This window comes from Enteroscipio rubneri (assembly GCF_002899715.1).
Classification (GTDB): domain Bacteria; phylum Actinomycetota; class Coriobacteriia; order Coriobacteriales; family Eggerthellaceae; genus Enteroscipio; species Enteroscipio rubneri.
The window spans coordinates 14322-31343 of record NZ_PPEK01000014.1; the positions used below are offsets into that span (position 1 = coordinate 14322).

Genomic DNA, 17022 nt, shown 5'->3' on the forward strand with positions numbered 1-17022 from the left:
GCCCGCCGACGCCCCCGGCACCGCGTCGCCTACGACGCGCTGACGCGCGCATGGACGGGACCGTTCAGCTTGCCCGCAAGCGCGCTTGCGCACTCGTAAGCAATCCCCACAGCCGGCCCTACGTGAAGACCGATGACCGGGCTGACGGGCAACACGCCTACCGAACGCCCGATGAGCGGTTCGACAACCTCGTGCGCCCATGCAACCGCCGGGGTGCGGTCGCCGATATAGTGCACGACAACGTGCTTGAGGCCGTGCTCCTCGACATCCTTCTTGAACGTCGCGACAATCTTATCGAGCGCCTTCTTGCGTGTGCGAACCTTCGCGAACGTCGTCGCCTTTCCATCGCTCACCGTGAGCACAGGGGCAAGTTGGATCAGATTGCCCAAAAGGGCGGCTGCGTTGCCGATACGCCCGCCTTTCTGCAAAAACGTGAGTGTCTCGGGCGTGAACAAAAAGCGGGTGGCCTGCATGCCCTCAAGCGCAGCGGCAGTGCAACCCGCCAGATCAGCCCCTTCACCACGCGCACGAACAGCATCGAATACCGGCCATGCCTCGTCATAGCCGCACGAGGAGGAATCGATGATGGCGTAGGAGAAGTCCAGGTTGCGCGCCTTCACGGCGCGCGCTGCGCGCACCGCACCTTCGTAGGCGCCCGACAACCCCGAGGAGATGAAGATGCCCAGCACCTCGTCGCCCGCCTCGGCTGCATCCTCGAACAGTTCTTCGAGCACGAGCTGAGAGGGTTGGCTTGACGTGGGGATATCGTCAACCATGTCATAGATGTCCGCATAAAACGCGTCCAGATCCATAGCCGCATCGGCATATTCCACGCCATCGCGGTTCACGTACAACGTGACTATCTCGATGCCGGCGTCGCGTGCCTCGTCGGCGGGTATGGAGGCAACCGAGTCGGTGATTATCTTGATCATGGCGTCCTTCCTTAACCGGAGCCCGCACTTGGGCGGCAAGTTCGCATGAATACGGCAGCGGCACCGATATGCGGCCCCACTGCCGTATCCGCTATTAAACTACGCGATGCCGCGCAACCGCGCCACCAAATCGCGACGACGCTCAAAAAGACCATATTCGAGCCCCACCGGGTACGTATGTGGGTTGAGCATGCGCTTCTGGCTCTCGTCGAGGGTGGCAAGACCCGCCCGAGCACGGTTGCGGGCCGCCAATGCGTCGCGCAAATCGACATCGAGCACGGTAGCGCCGGCACGCGCAAGAGGTTTGAGCAACGTCTCGAAGCGCTTGCCCGCAAGCCGCTTCTGGCGCAGGTCGTCCAGCGGATCGACAATAATTTCGCGCTCGTCCGCACCCGCATGTATGTCGAACACCATATCGCCCGCCAAGCGGCCATCGTCGTGGAAGTAGCGTCGGACGTCCAGCACGCCCGGAGTGGTAAGCTTCGCCACCGATTCCGATATCTTCAAGCGATCGCACCAGGCATCCTCGCCCGGTGCGCGCGTGGCGGAAAGCTTGTACACACCGCCCAGCGTGGGCTGGTCGTAGGCGCAAGCCAGCTTCGTGCCCACGCCCCATGAGGTAACCTGGGCTCCTTCGTCGCGAATGGACTGGATGGCATATTCGTCCAGATCGTTGGACAGCACGATGCCGCAGTCATCAAGACCCGCTTCATCGAGCATGCTGCGAGCCATCTTCGCAAGCCAGGACAGATCGCCCGAATCGATGCGGACGCCGGACAGGCGATCCCCGCGCTCGCGCATCTCCAGCCCCACCGTGATGGCATTTCTCAATCCCTGCTCCACATCATAGGTGTCCACGAGCAGCACGCAGTTGTTCGGGAACGCCGCCGCGTAGGCGCGGAACGCCGTCAGCTCGTCAGAGAACGACATCACCCACGAATGCGCGTGCGTTCCCGAAACCGGCACGCCGAACATTTGACCGGCCAGCACATTGGAGGTGGAGGCGCAGCCACCCACCACCGCCGCGCGGCTGGCCCACACCCCGCCGGCCGGTCCCTGGGCGCGCCTCAGACCGAACTCGGCGACGGGCGCCTCGGCCGCCAAACACACCCGCGCCGCCTTCGTTGCCACAAGCGTCTCGAAGTTCACGCAGTTGAGAAGAGCCGTCTCAATAAGCTGGCAGTCCATAATGGGGCCCGTCACGCGCACAAGCGGTTCATGCGGGAACACGACGGTGCCCTCGGCAACGGCATCGATGTCCACGTCCAGCTTGAACGTACGGAGCCTCTCGAGAAACTCCGGTTTGAACAGCTTCCCGCCGCCCGGCGCATCGAGCGATGCCAAGTAGCTCGCATCGTCATCTGTGAAGGAGAACGCGTCCACGAGATCGGCCAGCTGCGCCATGCCGCTCGCCACAGCGAAGCCCCCTTTGAACGGATAGTCCCGAAAGTACATATGGAAGCAGGCCTGCATCTCGCCCTGCCCGCTCTCCCAGTACCCCTGCGCCATCGTGAGCTGGTACAGATCCGTGAGCATCTCGTAATCAATCTTCATGGTTCGCAAGCCTCCCCTTAAGCTAGCTCTCGTAGTCGCCTTGGCGCTCCTCTTTGCACGAAGCCGCCTTATTCCTTCGCGCCGCCCTTGCCGGCGCCGCCGTTTTCGCCCGCGCCTCCCGCTTTGTGACTGCGCCGCCGAGCCCGACGATGGCCGCCACCCTCCGCACGGGCTCCCTCGGTCTGGGCCGCGTCTGCCCCGCCGACACTACGAGGCTGCGCGCCCTGTCCGGCAGGAGCCGCCTTCTGAACCTGTCTGAGCCCCGAAGACCGCTGGCCCGGGCGAGGACCTTGCTTCGAGGAGCCTGAGGGCTTCTGACCTTGGCGTTTCTTCTGCTGCTCGCCGGTTGGAGCCGCGCTCTGCTTTTTTGCCGACTGGCCCGGACGCTTCTTCTGACCGCCCTGACCGCCCTTCTGCCCGGCGGCACCCTGGGCGCGCGCCGTGCTCTTCTGCTTTTGACTGGGCTTTTGCCCCTCGGCGCCCTGCGCCGCCTCGCCACCCACCTTCGTGGAGCGCCTGCGCCGCGGCTTGCGACCGCTTGCCGCCTGTGCATCAGCCGCCTTGTCGGACGCAGCCCCGCCGCGACCGGAACCGCCGCCGTTGCCGGTACCGCCGCGCGCCTGCTTCTGACCGCTCTTGCCCGTCCTGCGCACGGCCTTCGGATCGGCCAACTTGTCCTGACCGGTCAGCTGCGAGGTAAGCAGCGTGCCGCCCTCTCCCACGATAGCAAGCGCGTTCGCGGCATTCGCCTCCTCCCACGCCTCTGCTCCCACGCGTTTCGGCCGGCTGCCCTCCTCGGGCGGATCGAAGTCTGCAAGCGGCACCTTCACCGGCTTCTCGCCCTCGATCTTGAGCGATACGATCTCGCGCGGCACATCCAGATCGACCACTTTCGCCGTGCCGGCGGGCGTTTCCACCTGAGTGTTCTGTTTCGGAGCGCGGCTCTTGAAGTCCTTGTACGCATCGAACTCGTAGCGCAAACAGCACATGAGTCGTCCGCACACGCCCGATATCTTCTGCGGGTTGAGCGAGAGATCCTGCTCTTTGGCCATGCGGATAGACACCGGGCAGAACTCGCCGCCCAAGCGCTTGCAGCACAGCTCCTGGCCGCAATGTCCCAAACCGCCCACCATGCGCGCCTCGTCGCGCACGCCGATCTGGCGCATATCCACACGCACGCGGAACTTCGACGCCAGCTTGCGCACAAGATCGCGGAAGTCGACGCGCTCCTCGGCCTCGAAGTAAAAGACAGCCTTGTCACCGTCGAACAGGTACTCGACGGACACCGGGTGCATGTCCGCATCGGCTTCTGCGGCCATCTGCTTGAATAACGGCAGCGCCTCAGCGGACAGACGCTCCATTTCGGCGGCCTGAGCCTCGTCTTCCTCCGTGGCAATGCGCATCACGGGCTTGAGCGGAGTCTTGAGCTTCTTGACCTGCGAGGCTTCGGCTTCGAATGCGTCATCCGCGGCGCGGCCGAACTCAACGCCCCGCGCGGTCGATACAATCACACCATCGCCGGCACGCACCTCAAACTCGCCGGCGTCGAACCAGAGCGTCTTCGGGTTGAAATACAGATTGACTGGTGCAATCCGGACCATAGGGCACCTCTCTTTATCGTCTCGCGGTTCGCTCGATGCGCGCGGAGCGCTCGCCGAACAGCGCGTACTTCACTTCGAACAACAACGCGTCGATGCATGTCTCAGGGGATACATTATACGAGATTGCCTCGTCACAGCGTAGCACGGCCTCAAGCGCAACAGCTACGCGGGCTTCGTCGGTGCGCTCGGCGGCTTCGGAGAGCGAGCCGCGCACGTCCACGTTGATCACCAGTTCGGACGCTCCGGAGCAGACCATCAGCACGTCGCGCAGCCATGAGCGCACGATGGAGGTGAGCTGACGCAGCGACTCGAAGCTCTTCGCGGTGAGTGCGCGCTTGTTGCGCGCCTCGATTTGGCGGATAGCCGACTTCGCCAGAAAGTCGGCGTTTTGGGCAAGATCCTGCTCCAGTTCGGCACGCACGACGTCGAGCGGCGCCTTCGCCTGCACAACCAGATCGGCGGCATAGCCAAGAAGATCCCAATCATCCGCCTCGCGCATGCGCCCCAGCACCTCGAGCACGCGCGTGCGGAACGCCAGGCGCTCGTTTGACTTTAAAAAATCAACGGCACGAGTGATGGAGCCCCCGCATGCCTCGAGCGCCATGCGCGCCTGGTCATGGGCCGCCCCCGTGTTCTGCACGATGATGCCCGCGGCCTCGCTCGCCGGGATGGAGCGAAACGGCACTACCTGGCACCTCGAGACGATGGTGGGCAGAACGCTCTCGCGCGTGCGCCCCAAAAGGACGAGCACGACATCGGCCGGCGGCTCCTCGAGCGTTTTGAGAAAAGCATTGGCCGCTTGCACCCCGAGCAAGTCCACGCGATCGAGGATGTAGACCTTGCGAGCGCCCTGAATGGGGGCGAGCGCCGTGTCGGCCACGATATCGCGAATCTGATCGACCAGGTAGCCGCCTGCGCCCTCAGGCGCAAAATAGCGCACGTCGGGGTGTTTTCTGCGCATGATGCGCCGGCAGCAGTCGCAGGCACCGCAATTCCCTCCCCGCGGGCCGTTGGCGCCTTTCGGACACATGATCGCCTGCGCAAGCGCATAGGCCGCGAGCGTCTTGTTCGAACCGGCAGGGCCTGTGAACAGATACGCGTGGCTCACCCGGTCTTGGGCCACCGTGGCGCGCAGGAACTCGCGCACCTGGGGTTGGCCGAGTATGTTCTCGAACGCGTCGGCCACGTTTATCCCGCCTGCGAGCCGCCGCGTTGTGCGCGCGCATCCGACCGCCCCACACGAGAGCGATGGACGTCGAGCCGTTCGAAAAACGAGGGATCGCGCGCTTCGCTCTCGGCCATCCACGGGAACAGATCGGCGAGTTCGGCGAATACGGCCGCAGCCGTAGACGACTTCTTTCCGCCCGACTCCACTACGCGCACGCGCGCGGGTTCATCGTGGGCGATCTCCAGGAACGCCTTGTTAACACGGGCGTGAAAATCCTCGCCGGCGCGCTCGAGCCTATCCGCGCCCGTGCGCCGCGTGGCGCGCGCGAGCCCCGTGCCGGCCGAACCGCCCGTTACAAGCAGGATGGTACGGTCGGGACGCACGCCCTGGCAGGCAAAGCTGTTCGCACGATCCACGAACTCGCGTGATAACCCGCGGCCAGCAGCCTGATACGCCACCGTGGAATCCGTGAAGCGGTCGCACAGCACCACCGCCCCGCGCTCGAGCGCAGGCTTGATGACCTGTGCCACGATTTGGGCACGAGCGGCTTCGTAGACGAGCAGCTCCGTCTCATCGGACATGTCGTCGTTGGCCGGATCGAGCACTATGGCGCGCAATTGCTCGCCGATGCCCGTGCCGCCCGGTTCGCGCAGACACAGCACCTCGCGATCTCGGTCGCGCAAGGACTCGGCCAAAAAGCGGATATGGGTTGATTTGCCGGCACCCTCGCCGCCCTCGAACGTGATGAAGGCACCGCGTCGGGCTTCTCCGCCGGGTTCCGATGCGCGCCAGGCTTCGCCGTTCTCGCGAGCTTCAGTCGTCTTGCGACGGACGTCCGCTCCACGTCTCGCGCGTTGTGTTGCAGATGTGTTCTCGGCCATGGTTCCTATTCAATCCCGAACGCTCACTCGCGCTCAGATAAGATCGTACACGTCGTTGCCGCGGACATCGATGCCCACGAACACGGGGAAGTCGACGACCTCGATGCGGCGCAGCGCCTCGGTCCCCAAATCCCCGTACGCCACCGTCTCCGATGATGCCACGCATTTCGCCAGATAGGCCGCAGCGCCGCCGCACGCCACGAAATAAACGGAACCGGTTTCGATGCAGGCGGCGCGCACCTCTGGGTTGCGGCGGCCTTTGCCGACGGTGGCGACCACCCCTGCACGATGCAGCGTGGGCGCAGCAAAGTCCATGCGGCTGGCCGTGGTGGGCCCTACCGCACCGAACGGACGGCCAGCCGCCGAGGGGGTGGGGCCCGCGTAGAAGATGGCCTGGCCGTCTAGGCCGTAGGGCAGCGTGCCGTCCGCGGCCTCAAGCTCGGTCATAAGACGCACGTGTCCCGCATCGCGCAGCGTGTAGAGCGGCCCGGTGAGCAGGCACGTATCGCCAGCGTGCAGACCGGCGAGCGCCGCGCGCTCAAGCGGGAGCGCAAGACGAATCGCACCGCTGTCGATCGCATTCATCGAGCGTCCCCCTCTATCGCACGATGCCCCTCCGCATACCCGGCCAGCGGGATCGTCATGCGACGCATTGCAGAGCACCCCATATTGATGGCGAGCGGCAGCGCGGCGATATGACATGGCGCCGTTGCCACGCGCACGGCGAGCGCCGTCGTGCGGCCGCCGAGCCCACCCGGTCCCACGCCCGTTGCGTTCACGGCTTCGAGCAACTCCTCCTCCACCGCACGCACGCGCGGATCGGCCGCAGGTTCATCCACAGGGCGCATGAGCGCCCGCTTCGCGAGGCCGGCCACCTTGTCAAACGTGCTCCCAATGCCGACACCCACCACGAGCGGCGGACAGGCGTTCGCGCCCTTCTCGCACACGCAGCGAACAAGCTCGTCGACAATACCCTGCATGCCCGCGCCCGGCACGAGCATGGCCACGCGACTCGCGTTGTCCGAGCCGCCGCCTTTAAGCATGACGTGCAGGCGCGCAACGCCCAATTTGTCAACGGGGTGGATGTCGCAGAACGCAGGTGTGTTGTCACCGGAGTTCACGCGGTCGAGGATGGCGTCGTGCACGACCGACTTGCGCAGCCGTGCTTCATTGTAGGCGCGCGCAACCGCATCGTCCACATCAGCGAACACGTCTGCCGGCACGAGCACGCCAGAACCCACCTCGAGGCTCACCCATACGGTGCCGGTGTCCTGGCAGATGGGCACGTGATCCTCGTGCGCGATGCGCGCGTTCTCCACCAGTTGCTCCAACACGGCGCGTCCACGCGGATTGTCCTCGCGCTCGAGCGCCGCGATCAGACCCGCCTTGATATCTGCCGGGAGATCGCATGCGAGCTTCGGAATAGCCGTGTAGACGGCCCGCGCGACCTGTGATTTCGAAATGATGGTTTCCATAGGAAACGATTATAGCGCAAGCGGCGCAGGGCTGATGGCGAATGCGGCAAGCGCCGCAAGCGGAGCGGCCCGAGCTTCGGCGCAAGGGCTCCTAACGCGCACGTTCCGCTCCGCGCAGTACGATGAGCGCGACCCCGACGCAGACGGCGACGGCCGCAGCAACCGTGAGCCACGGCAATTCAAAAGTCGATGCGATGGCCGTCGCCGCCACAAGCATTGCAAGACCGCCCTCGCTCCAAGGGCGCAACCCCTTTGAGGACATGCGCACGGCGTCCAAGCCAGCGCAGAGCAGCGTGGCCGCATTCGTCACCACGCCGAGGGCGAGCGCCGCCGCAAGCGGGACGCCCGGGGGCACCGCGAACGGAACGACCGCACAGGTGAGCACGGCGACCAGCGCGAATGCGGGCAACGAATCCAACACGAGCAGTTCGAACACGCTGAAAGGAAGCTGGTCACGCACAAGCCTCACGCGCATGTCGTCGCGAAAGGCGCGCGAAGCCTCGCGAGGGCCCGACGGCCGCACGAGCACGAGCAGCATGAGCCAGAACAGAAACGTCACAGGAGCACCTGCCCCGAACAGCGCCGCCACGCCAAGCGGCGTCGTTGCCGCCCCCAGCACGACAAGTCCTGCGAGTCCTTCGAACTGGCGGACGAGCGAGAGAGCAGAACGAGCGATGAAGACGAATCGGCCTTGCGCTGCGGGCAATCGGAATACCGGACCGCGGCGCGCCACCTTGATGCGACGACGATAATCGCTCTGCACGTCGGGATCGAGCGCAGAGAAGACACCGAAGGGATCGAGCTCGACAGCCAGCGCACTTTCCTGTACGACGGCTACCATATCAACCCGAGGCGAGAGCACGACAAGGACCGCCGCCTCAACAACCAGGCACGCGAGTGCCGCCGCACCGAGAATCGCAAAGCCTGCCGAGCCGGCGGCGGCAAGAATGGGCCCACATACGAACGCGCCCGCCGTTCCGGCTAGGCCGAGCGCGCATGCCACGACGATCCCGACTATCTTCTCCGCGCGCTGCGAGCGACGCCGCGAGGCGAGTCGCACGACGCTGATCGCCCACGATCCGCCCGCCACGGCTGCGAACAGCGCGGAACAGGCTAACGCCGCCATCGCAGGCGATACCTCGCCGAGCTCGAACGCGAAGCTCGCAAGAGGCGACGAGCCCGGCGGACCAGCTGCAGCAGCAGCCGGATCCGGCACGGCGGCTCCAAAGCCCGCTGCTGCAGTCCCCGATGCAGCGAACCAATCCCACCCCGCGCCGCCGAGCGCAGCCTCAAGGCCGAAGCCCAGCAGATAGCCGGCCAGGGCCCCAATGACGGCGGCGGCAAGCAGCGACGCGCCCGCGGCTTCCATCACGAGAGAGCGCGCCGAAATTGGGCTCGAAGCCACATAGGCGATGTCGGGATGCGAAAGACGCAAAGGCGCGCTGCGCAGGGCGCGCACCGACCAGTGCACGAACACCGCAACCGCCATGGCAAGGAGCGCCGAAACCGCCACGATACCCAGCAGCGAACCTACGGCGACAAACGTTTTCTCCACGACATCCAGAAGCGCGAACCATAACAGCGCCGCGCATATGAGCAGCGCCCCCGCGACGTAGAGCTGGTATACCCGGTCGCTCGCGTCGCGATCCACCGACGGATCGGTTCCTGCAAGATACGCCAGGCGCAGCAAGAACGTGCGCGCATGACGCACTCGCAAGCGCACCAGCAACTGGAAATCGCGCATCATGCGATCAGCGCTCCGGCTGCGCAAGCGCGCCGCCAGGTGTCGCGCCATCGGGTGTCGAGCGTTCAGGCACCAGGCGGCCTCCGTCCAGACGCAGCTGCACATCGGGCTCCAAATCGGGCACATCGTGGTGGCAGCTCATGAGTACGGCAGCACCGTCGTCGCGCGCGTCGGCCAGCAGCGAGCTCAACGCAGCCGCCGCCTCCCGATCAAGCGGGCCGTATGGCTCGTCGAGAAGCAGCAGGCGGGGCTTCGCCATGAGCGCCAGCACGAGAGCCAGCTTCAGACGCATACCGCGTGAATACGACGAAGGATACTGGTCACCATGCGCCGCCAAGCCAAGCCTGTCGAACAGGCGCAGCGCCTCGTCTTCGCCGGCGGGCACGCGGTTGGCCGCCAATACGAATCGGATGTGCTCGACGGCGGTCAGATAGTCATAGAAGGAGGGCACATCGGGCACAAAGGCCATCTGCCGACGCACCATGCGATCCGAACCATCGAAGGGCTTGCCGAACAGTTCGACCGTTCCTTGGCTCGGCGCGGCCCATCCGGCCAGGCAGCGGAACAGCGTCGACTTCCCCGAGCCGTTCGGTCCCGTAAGAAACGCAACTTTCCCAGAATCGATCGAGAACGAAACGTCGCTCCACACATCAGCGCGCGCATAGCAAAACGAGAGCTTCTCCACGCGAAGCACTGGAGGTTCCAGGAACGCTTGGGTCGGCGCCCCACCTGGGCCGGCCGCTGCGTCGACCGTCGCACCGTTGCGCTCAAGTCCGCCTGTCGTCCGGCAGTCCATAGAGCCCCCTTCGATCTCGCGCACCCTTCTCGTCGCCCGCTATTCGCTCCGTATACATGCAGGCGTGTAGGCGCAGTTTTGCCCTTAACTATAGACGGTCTTTCGTCGCCACCGCCCCACGCGAAAACACACGGGCGCTTATTTCATCTCAAAGGAGAATGTAATGGTTGTTGACGCCTTCGAAGCGGGATAGCAGGATGCATGGCTTGACGAGAGGCGCATTGCCGAGCCGCGCGACACACATTGCAGCCGTCTATGGAGAATGGATCGGAATCAACAAATATATAGGCACCGAGAAGATAAGCGAACTCACCATACCCAAAGCGAGCATGGCTTATCCGAGATGCTTGAGGATGGATACTATCATAAGACGATGACTAAAAGCTTCATGCTTATTTCGGCAGGCATGGGTGTCGGCCGTGCCTACCTGAGTGGCCGCGTAGCCGCCAAACGCGTCTGCGGCGTGACCAACTAGCGCACCCCGTTACCCTCCCTCCCTGGAAAGCGCGCGGATTTCTCGGGGTTCGCGCGCTTTTTTACTGCCTGGGGATCGACCGCAGTCCCCAGCAAAATGTGTTTCCTGTAATGGGGCAACAAGGATTTGCTCCAACCGCACCAGCAGGGTCAAGCTGAAAAGCAACCGCGCCGAGCCCGCCGAAACCCAAAACTCACAACACTTCCGCCACGCTTTTCCGCGACGTCGCAAAACCCGCCTGTGCGAGCGCAAGGGCTGCATAAGAACGCGTCGTTGCCGCACCCATACGAACACCTGACTCTCTCAAAACAGAGTAAACTCACCGCGCACGACCCGTCCTCTTGCTCCCTACCATGATCCTGGCAAGCATCTGAATCGAGCGAGGAGGACCCCATGACCACCATGATGAAGGCAATGGGCATATCCCGTTACCACCAGAAGCAGCTGGAGGAGTTCATGCTGCCCATCCCCGCCATTGCGCCCGACGAGGTGCTGGTGAAGGTGCATGCCGCCAGCGTGAACCCCGTGGACTACAAAATCCGCGACGGCGTGCTCAAGCTGCTTATTAACTACCGCATGCCGCTCGTACTGGGCTTCGACTTCGCAGGGACGGTTGCGAAGGCAGGCTCGCAGGTGACGCGGTTCAAGGTGGGCGATGAGGTATACGGCCTGCCGCGCCGCACCATGGTGGGCACGTTCGCCCAGTTCTTCGCCGTGAAGGCCGCCGACATCGCGCTCAAGCCGAAGAACCTCGATTTCGAGCAGGCGGCCTCCGTCCCGCTCGTGGGCCTGACCACCTACCAGGCGTTCAACGAGCTCATGGGCCTGCGATCCGGCGAGAGCATCCTCATCCAGGCAGGCGCGGGCGGCATCGGCACCTTCGCCATCCAGCTGGCCAAGATCATGGGCGCCTACGTGGCAACCACGGCGAGCGAGAAGGGCCGGGCGCTGGTGGAGCGGCTAGGTGCAGACGAGGTCATCGACTACCGGACCACCGACTTCTGGAAGGTGCTCCACGGTTACGACTGCCTTTACGACGTGTTCGGCGGCAAGAGCCTGGACGAGGGGTTCAAAATCCTGCGGCGCGGCGGGCGCGTCGTGTCGCTGAACGGCACGCCCAACGCACGCTTCGGCAAGACGCAGCGCCTGGGCTTCTGGAAGACCGAGGCCCTGCGCGTGGCGTCGCTTCCCCTCACCCTGCGCGAGAAGCGCTACGACGTGACGTACAACATGATCTTCGTGCGGCCTGACGCCCGCCAGCTCGCCATCCTGGCGGGACTCTACGAGGAGGGGCGCCTCGTGCCCGTCGTGGACAAGGTGTTCCCCCTGGCCGAGGCGCAAGCAGCGCTCGACTACTCGCAGTCCGGCCGCGCCAAGGGCAAGATCGTGCTGAAGGTGGAATAGCGACAAGGGCTGGCACGATTGCCATGCAAGGCATCGTCTTGAGCAAGCAAAGCAGGCCGAAGAATTCTCCCTACTTCGGCAACCATACCATCTCCGCCCGAAACGATCATGAGTAGGGAAGCGTTCCTTGCTTCACCGCACAATCGCCGGGGAGGCGCAGAGCCGTTCGGGAGTACATCACGGCGGGACGGCCCAGTAGGAAGCACATCTGCAGTGGGTAATCCGAAGATCGCCCACTGCATTTCCATCTGAAGAAAAGCGTTTACTCCGGCAGGTTCGCGAGCCCCGCGCGGACGCTGTCGGCGCTGGCGCGCAGCGCCGCGAGCTCCTCGTCGTCGAGGTCGAACTCCACGACCTCCTCGACGCCGCCGCGGCCCAAGCGCACGGGCACGTTCATGTAGAGGTCGTCGATGCCGTACTGGCCGTCGATGTGCGCGCATACGCTCATGACCTCGTGCGAGTCGGTGAGGATGGCTTCCACCATCTTCGCGATGGACGCGCCGGGAGCGTAGTAGGCGCTGCCGGTCTTGAGGAAGGCCACCACTTCGGCGCCGCCCTTCACGCAGCGCTGCACCACGCTGGCCACCGCCGCCTCGTCCATGAGCTCGGTGATGGGCGTGCCGTCCACCGTGGTGAAGCGCGGCCAGCACACCATGCCCTCGCCGTGCGCGCCCACGGCCCAGGCCGTCACGGACGCCGGCGCGCAGCCCAGCTCTTCGCACACCGCGAACGCGAGGCGCGAGGAATCGAGCACGCCGCCCATGCCCATGAGGCGCTCCGCCGGCAGGCCCGACTGCCGGTACGCCAGCGTGGTCATGACGTCGAGCGGGTTCGTCACGCAGATGAACACGGCGTTCGGGGACGCCTCCATGGCGGCTCCGATCACCGACTTCATGATGCCGGCATTCACGCCGAGCAGGTCCTCGCGGGTCATGCCGGGCTTACGGGCGATGCCGGCGGTGATAACCACCACGTCGGAGTCGCGCGTGTCGGCGTAGTCGTTGGTGCCGGTCACGTGCACCGTGAACTGCTCGACGCTGAGCATGTGCATCATGTCGAGCGCCTTACCCTGGGGCAGGCCCTCGGCCACGTCGATGAGCACGACGTCAGCCAGGTTCTTGGACGCGATGATGTGGGCGGCGGTGGCACCGACGTTGCCGGCGCCGACGATGGTTACCTTGGGCATGTGATAGTTCTCCTTCGAAGTCAGGTTCTGCGAACCGCATTGTAGCGCCCCGCGTTTCCATCGGCAGCCGGAAGCCGCGCATCTCCAGCGAAACGGCACGTCATGGCAGGCTACGCACATGAAGAAACGGCGCAGCCGCAGGGCTGCGCCGTCGAAAGCGAAACGCATGAGCGCGACGCTAGACTTTCTTCGCCGCGGGCTTCTTTACGGGGGCCTTCTTGGAGGCCGGCTTCTTCGCGGGGACCTTTTTCGCCGCGGGCTTCTTGGCGGCCGGTTTCCGTGCGGCAGCCTTCCCGCCCTTGGCGTCCTTGTCCTCGTCCTGTTCCTTGCCGGGGCAGTCGAAGTTGGGGCAGAGCTTCCACGGACCGCGCGCGGTGGTCACGACCACCAGGGGCGCGCCGCAGTGCTCACACACCTCGCCTGTGGCCGCCAGCGCACCGTACTGGGGCAGCGGGTAGCCCGTGCCGCATTCGTCGTAGTTCTCGCAGCGGATGAAGCGCTTCAGGGTACGCGGGTTCTTCTGCGCGATGAGCTTGGCCGTCTTGCCGTTGGCCTTGCAGGCGGCGCACTCGCCCACCTCCACGTCGGGCTCCTGGTTGGTGGCGCAGTTCGGGTCGATGCAGATGGTGCGCGGCTTGCTCCTAAACGCCGTCACCTTCACCTGGGGCATGCCGCAGGTGGGGCACGGCTCGGGCACGGCCTCCACCTTGCCCTTGGGCAGCGGGTAGGTGACGTCGCAGTCGGGCCAGCCGGCGCAGCCGATGAACATGCCGCGCGTCTTCTGGCTCGCGCGCAGCTGCAAGTCCTTGCCGCACTTGGGGCACGGGCCCACGTAGGCGTCGGCCGCCACGGCGTCGGCGAGCGCGTCCTTCACCTCCTCGGAATGCGGCAGGAGGCTCGCCAGCTGCTCGGACAGGAGGTTGCGGGATGTGTCGACCACTTGGGCCTTCGTGGTGCGGCCCTCGGCTATGTTGTCCATCTCCTCTTCCAGCTCGGCCGTCATCTCGGGGTGGGTGATGTGCGGCGCGAACTTGTCGAGCGCGTCGCACACGGCCATGCCCAGCTGGCTGGGCTCGATGGGGTCGTTCACGATGTACTTCACCGTGTACAGGCGCTCGATGATGGAGTGGCGCGTGGACTTCGTGCCGAGGCCCAGCTTTTCCATCTCCTGGATGAGCTTGCCCTGGCTGTAGCGCGCGGGCGGCTCGGTCTGCTTCTTCGTGCAGGTAGCGCCGCCGAACGTGATCGTATCGCCTTCGGACAGCGCGGGCAGCTGCTCGTCCTTCTTGAGGCCGTAGGGGTAGATAGCGCGGTAGCCCGGCTTCACCAGCACGTCGCCCTTCGCCACGAACGGCTCTGCGTTCACGTCGAGGGTGACCTTCGTGCCCTCGATGACGGCCGCCTCGGACAGCGTCGCCAGGAAGCGGCGCGCGATGAGGTTGTACAGCTTGTAGTCGGCGGGCGCCAGGTCGTCGGGCGTGGCCTTGGCCGTCGGGTAGATGGGCGGGTGGTCCGTCGTCTCCTTCTTGCCGCGCGTGGCCGTGAGCTTGCCCTTCGCCAGCAGCTCCTTGCAGTACGGCGCATAGGCGGGGTTGCCGGAGATGGCCTTCACCGTGTCGGCGAGGTCGAGCGAGCTCGGGTACACGGTGTTGTCCACGCGGGGATACGAGATGTAGCCGTCCATGTACAGGCTCTCGGCGATGCGCATGGTGCGCGCGGGCGAGAGGCCCTCGGCGGACGCGGCGGCCATGAGCGACGTGGTGTTGAACGGCGCGGGCGGCTGGACCGTGCGCTTCTTCTTCTCGACGCCCGACACGCGGGCGGTGGTCGCGCCCTCCACGTGCGCCATGACGGCGCTCGCCTCGGCCTCCACCTTGAAGCGAGCCGTGGCGTGCGGGGCCTCAAACGCGTCGGGGTCGGCGCCGAACGCGCCGCGGATCACCCAGTAGTCCTCGGGCACGAACGCCAGGCGCTCGCGCTCCTTCGCAACGATGAGGGCGAGCGTGGGCGTCTGCACGCGGCCCGACGAGCGCACGTTGCCGTAGCCGGCGAACTTCACGAGCGTCAGGTAGCGCGTGAGCACCGCGCCCCAGATGAGGTCGATGTCCTGGCGCGACGCGCCGGCGGACGCCAGGTTCACGTCCAGCTCCACCAGGTTGTCGAACGCGTGCGTGATCTCCTCTTTCGTGAACGCCGAGTAGCGGGCGCGCGACACGGGGGCCGTGGGATTCACTTCCTGGATGCAGCTGAGCGCGTCGCTTCCGATGAGCTCGCCCTCGCGGTCGAAGTCGGTCGCGATGATGACCGAGTCGGCCTTCTTCGCAAGGTTCTTCAGCGAGCGGATGATCTCCTTCTCCTTGGGCAGCTTGTTGATGGGGGCGTACACGAGGTACGGCAGCGCGTCCATCTTCCAGGACTTGAGCTCCACGCCGTCCTCGGTGAAGGGCTTCTTCTTTTTGAACGGGGGCTTCGGCAGCGTCGCGGGCAGCTGCGCCGGGAGCGTCTCGCCCTCCTCGGTGACGCCCTGCCATCCGCCGCGCTTCTTGTACACCATCGTCGGCGCGAAGTCGGGTTCGAGGATGTGGCCGCGCAGGCCGATGGTCACCCATTCCTCCCCGTCGACGTCGAAGCGGTACACCGGCGTCGAGTACACCTTGTCCGCCTTGGGTTTCTTAACGCCGAGCAAGTCGGCGATCTTCTGAGCCGCGTCGTTCTTTTCGGTTACCACCAGCTTCACGCGGTTCCTCCTCATCTCAAGGGCCGCCTCCAGCGGCCTCGCTCGTTCACACGATGCCCCATTCGTTTATTAACGTGTGCGGGGATTATCGCCTTTCGCGAATGCGGACCACGAATGGCCGCGCACCCGCCTACGGGCACAGCAGACGCTAGCATACACGATTTTGCATGGAAGCGGCAAAGTTTATGGCTGTTGGTACATGTTGATGCGAATAGGGCCGCATCGCCGAACCCAATAGGCACGCAACCGCTAGCGGCGGTGGTACGCATCGAGCAAGCGCCGCGGCAAGCTGCGAATCGCACGAGAAAGGCCCACGTCGCATGCGGAATGCCACGCCAAGGCGGCGGCGAGCGCCCAGCGGCGGCACAAAGCGGAGGGCGCAGGAGTTCAGAAGATCGGATGGGGATTTCGTCCTCGCTCTTTGAAGATGGCACGGGCGTTTCGTGAATCGTAGGATTCTCGGGTAGGCTGTTTTGCACGGGCCGGCCGCCGAACCGTCGAACAGTCGTCTTCAAACCGTTTCATCAACGCACCACCGGCGGCGCCCTGCGAAGGAATTGATTCAAAAGGATAGACGCCTATGAAGAAGGTCCTTTTCACACTTGTCGGACTTGTAGCCGTTGCAGCGATCGGCGCCATCATCGTGTTCGCGACGGCAAGCGACGAGTCGAGCCCCTTGAACGGCGCGGCATCCGAAGCGAAAGCCGCTGCCGCAAACGCAGCAATCGATGCGGCCGGACTGAAAGGCAAGGTGAATGACGCGCTTTCCTCGCGTGTCGACGACATCGCAGCCGCCACCGGGCTCTCCTCGTCTCAGGTAGAGTCGGCGATCGACAACCTCGCCATCGACGACTGGACGGCTATCGCACTGCCCGCCGGTGCCATTGCGACCGGAACCTTCGATGGCTCCGCCGCCGGCGTCGATGGAGCCATCACGACCTACGAAGACCCTGGTTACGTGACCGTCGAGGCCTACGGGCAGAACGTCACGCTCGAAGTGCCAGCAAGCGCCCAGGAGTATCTTTCGCTTCTCGCCTCGCAGTAAACCCCGTTCGCCGCTCACGTCCCG

14 protein-coding genes are annotated in these 17022 nt (G+C 64.9%); 3 read left to right on the forward strand and 11 right to left on the reverse strand.

What is annotated here, in order from left to right; all coding sequences use genetic code 11:
• Positions 1-29 precede the first annotated feature (29 nt).
• The 9 genes from C2L71_RS10040 to C2L71_RS10080 form a co-directional block, all read right to left on the reverse strand.
• Entirely contained in the window at positions 30-932 is a 903-nt protein-coding gene (locus C2L71_RS10040) for a DegV family protein (protein WP_103265626.1), read from the reverse strand.
• Between the two features lie 99 nt (positions 933-1031).
• Positions 1032-2486 carry a nicotinate phosphoribosyltransferase gene (locus C2L71_RS10045; protein WP_103265627.1) on the reverse strand — a complete coding sequence of 485 codons (1455 nt, stop codon included), beginning with the start codon at positions 2484-2486 and terminating at the stop codon, positions 1032-1034.
• A 68-nt stretch (positions 2487-2554) separates the two neighbouring features.
• Positions 2555-4087 (reverse strand): PSP1 domain-containing protein, encoded by a 1533-nt coding sequence (locus C2L71_RS10050; protein ID WP_103265628.1) that lies wholly within the window; start codon positions 4085-4087, stop codon positions 2555-2557.
• Positions 4088-4100: 13 nt separating this feature from the next.
• Positions 4101-5273: a DNA polymerase III subunit gene (locus C2L71_RS10055; protein WP_103265629.1), complete on the reverse strand. Its 1173-nt coding sequence runs from the start codon at positions 5271-5273 to the stop codon at positions 4101-4103.
• Between the two features lie 2 nt (positions 5274-5275).
• Positions 5276-6136 (reverse strand): dTMP kinase, encoded by an 861-nt coding sequence (gene tmk / locus C2L71_RS10060; protein ID WP_103265630.1) that lies wholly within the window; start codon positions 6134-6136, stop codon positions 5276-5278.
• Positions 6137-6169: 33 nt separating this feature from the next.
• Complete coding sequence (locus C2L71_RS10065) at positions 6170-6721, reverse strand: fumarate hydratase C-terminal domain-containing protein (protein ID WP_103265631.1); 552 nt, start codon at positions 6719-6721, stop codon at positions 6170-6172.
• A complete protein-coding gene (locus C2L71_RS10070) occupies positions 6718-7611 on the reverse strand; it encodes a fumarate hydratase (RefSeq protein ID WP_103265632.1) in 894 nt (297 codons plus the stop codon). Before C2L71_RS10070 ends, C2L71_RS10065 begins: the two co-directional genes overlap by 4 nt.
• A 91-nt stretch (positions 7612-7702) precedes the next feature.
• The gene (locus C2L71_RS10075; protein ID WP_129588504.1) at positions 7703-9358 is read right to left on the reverse strand and encodes a hypothetical protein; all 1656 of its coding nucleotides are present in this window, start codon (positions 9356-9358) and stop codon (positions 7703-7705) included.
• Between the two features lie 4 nt (positions 9359-9362).
• Positions 9363-10151, reverse strand: a complete 789-nt coding sequence (locus tag C2L71_RS10080; RefSeq protein WP_103265634.1) for an ABC transporter ATP-binding protein — start codon at positions 10149-10151, stop codon at positions 9363-9365.
• 343 nt (positions 10152-10494) lie between these two features.
• Here C2L71_RS10080 and C2L71_RS12445 point away from each other — a divergent pair, with 343 nt between their 5' ends.
• Both C2L71_RS12445 and C2L71_RS10085 read left to right on the forward strand, forming a co-directional pair.
• A complete protein-coding gene (locus C2L71_RS12445; protein ID WP_275664979.1) occupies positions 10495-10626 on the forward strand; it encodes a hypothetical protein in 132 nt (43 codons plus the stop codon).
• A 393-nt stretch (positions 10627-11019) separates the two neighbouring features.
• The gene (locus C2L71_RS10085) at positions 11020-12030 is read left to right on the forward strand and encodes an NADP-dependent oxidoreductase (RefSeq protein WP_103265635.1); all 1011 of its coding nucleotides are present in this window, start codon (positions 11020-11022) and stop codon (positions 12028-12030) included.
• 262 nt (positions 12031-12292) lie between these two features.
• Here the strand turns inward: C2L71_RS10085 and mdh are convergent, their stop codons facing one another.
• Together mdh and C2L71_RS10095 are read right to left on the reverse strand one after the other, a co-directional pair.
• The gene (gene mdh, locus C2L71_RS10090; protein WP_103265678.1) at positions 12293-13216 is read right to left on the reverse strand and encodes a malate dehydrogenase; all 924 of its coding nucleotides are present in this window, start codon (positions 13214-13216) and stop codon (positions 12293-12295) included.
• A gap of 178 nt (positions 13217-13394) precedes the next feature.
• Positions 13395-15953 (reverse strand): DNA topoisomerase I, encoded by a 2559-nt coding sequence (locus C2L71_RS10095; RefSeq protein WP_103265636.1) that lies wholly within the window; start codon positions 15951-15953, stop codon positions 13395-13397.
• A gap of 580 nt (positions 15954-16533) precedes the next feature.
• On the opposite strand from C2L71_RS10095, the gene C2L71_RS10100 reads away from it, so the two are divergent.
• Positions 16534-16998 (forward strand): hypothetical protein, encoded by a 465-nt coding sequence (locus C2L71_RS10100; RefSeq protein WP_103265637.1) that lies wholly within the window; start codon positions 16534-16536, stop codon positions 16996-16998.
• Positions 16999-17022: the final 24 nt, after the last annotated feature.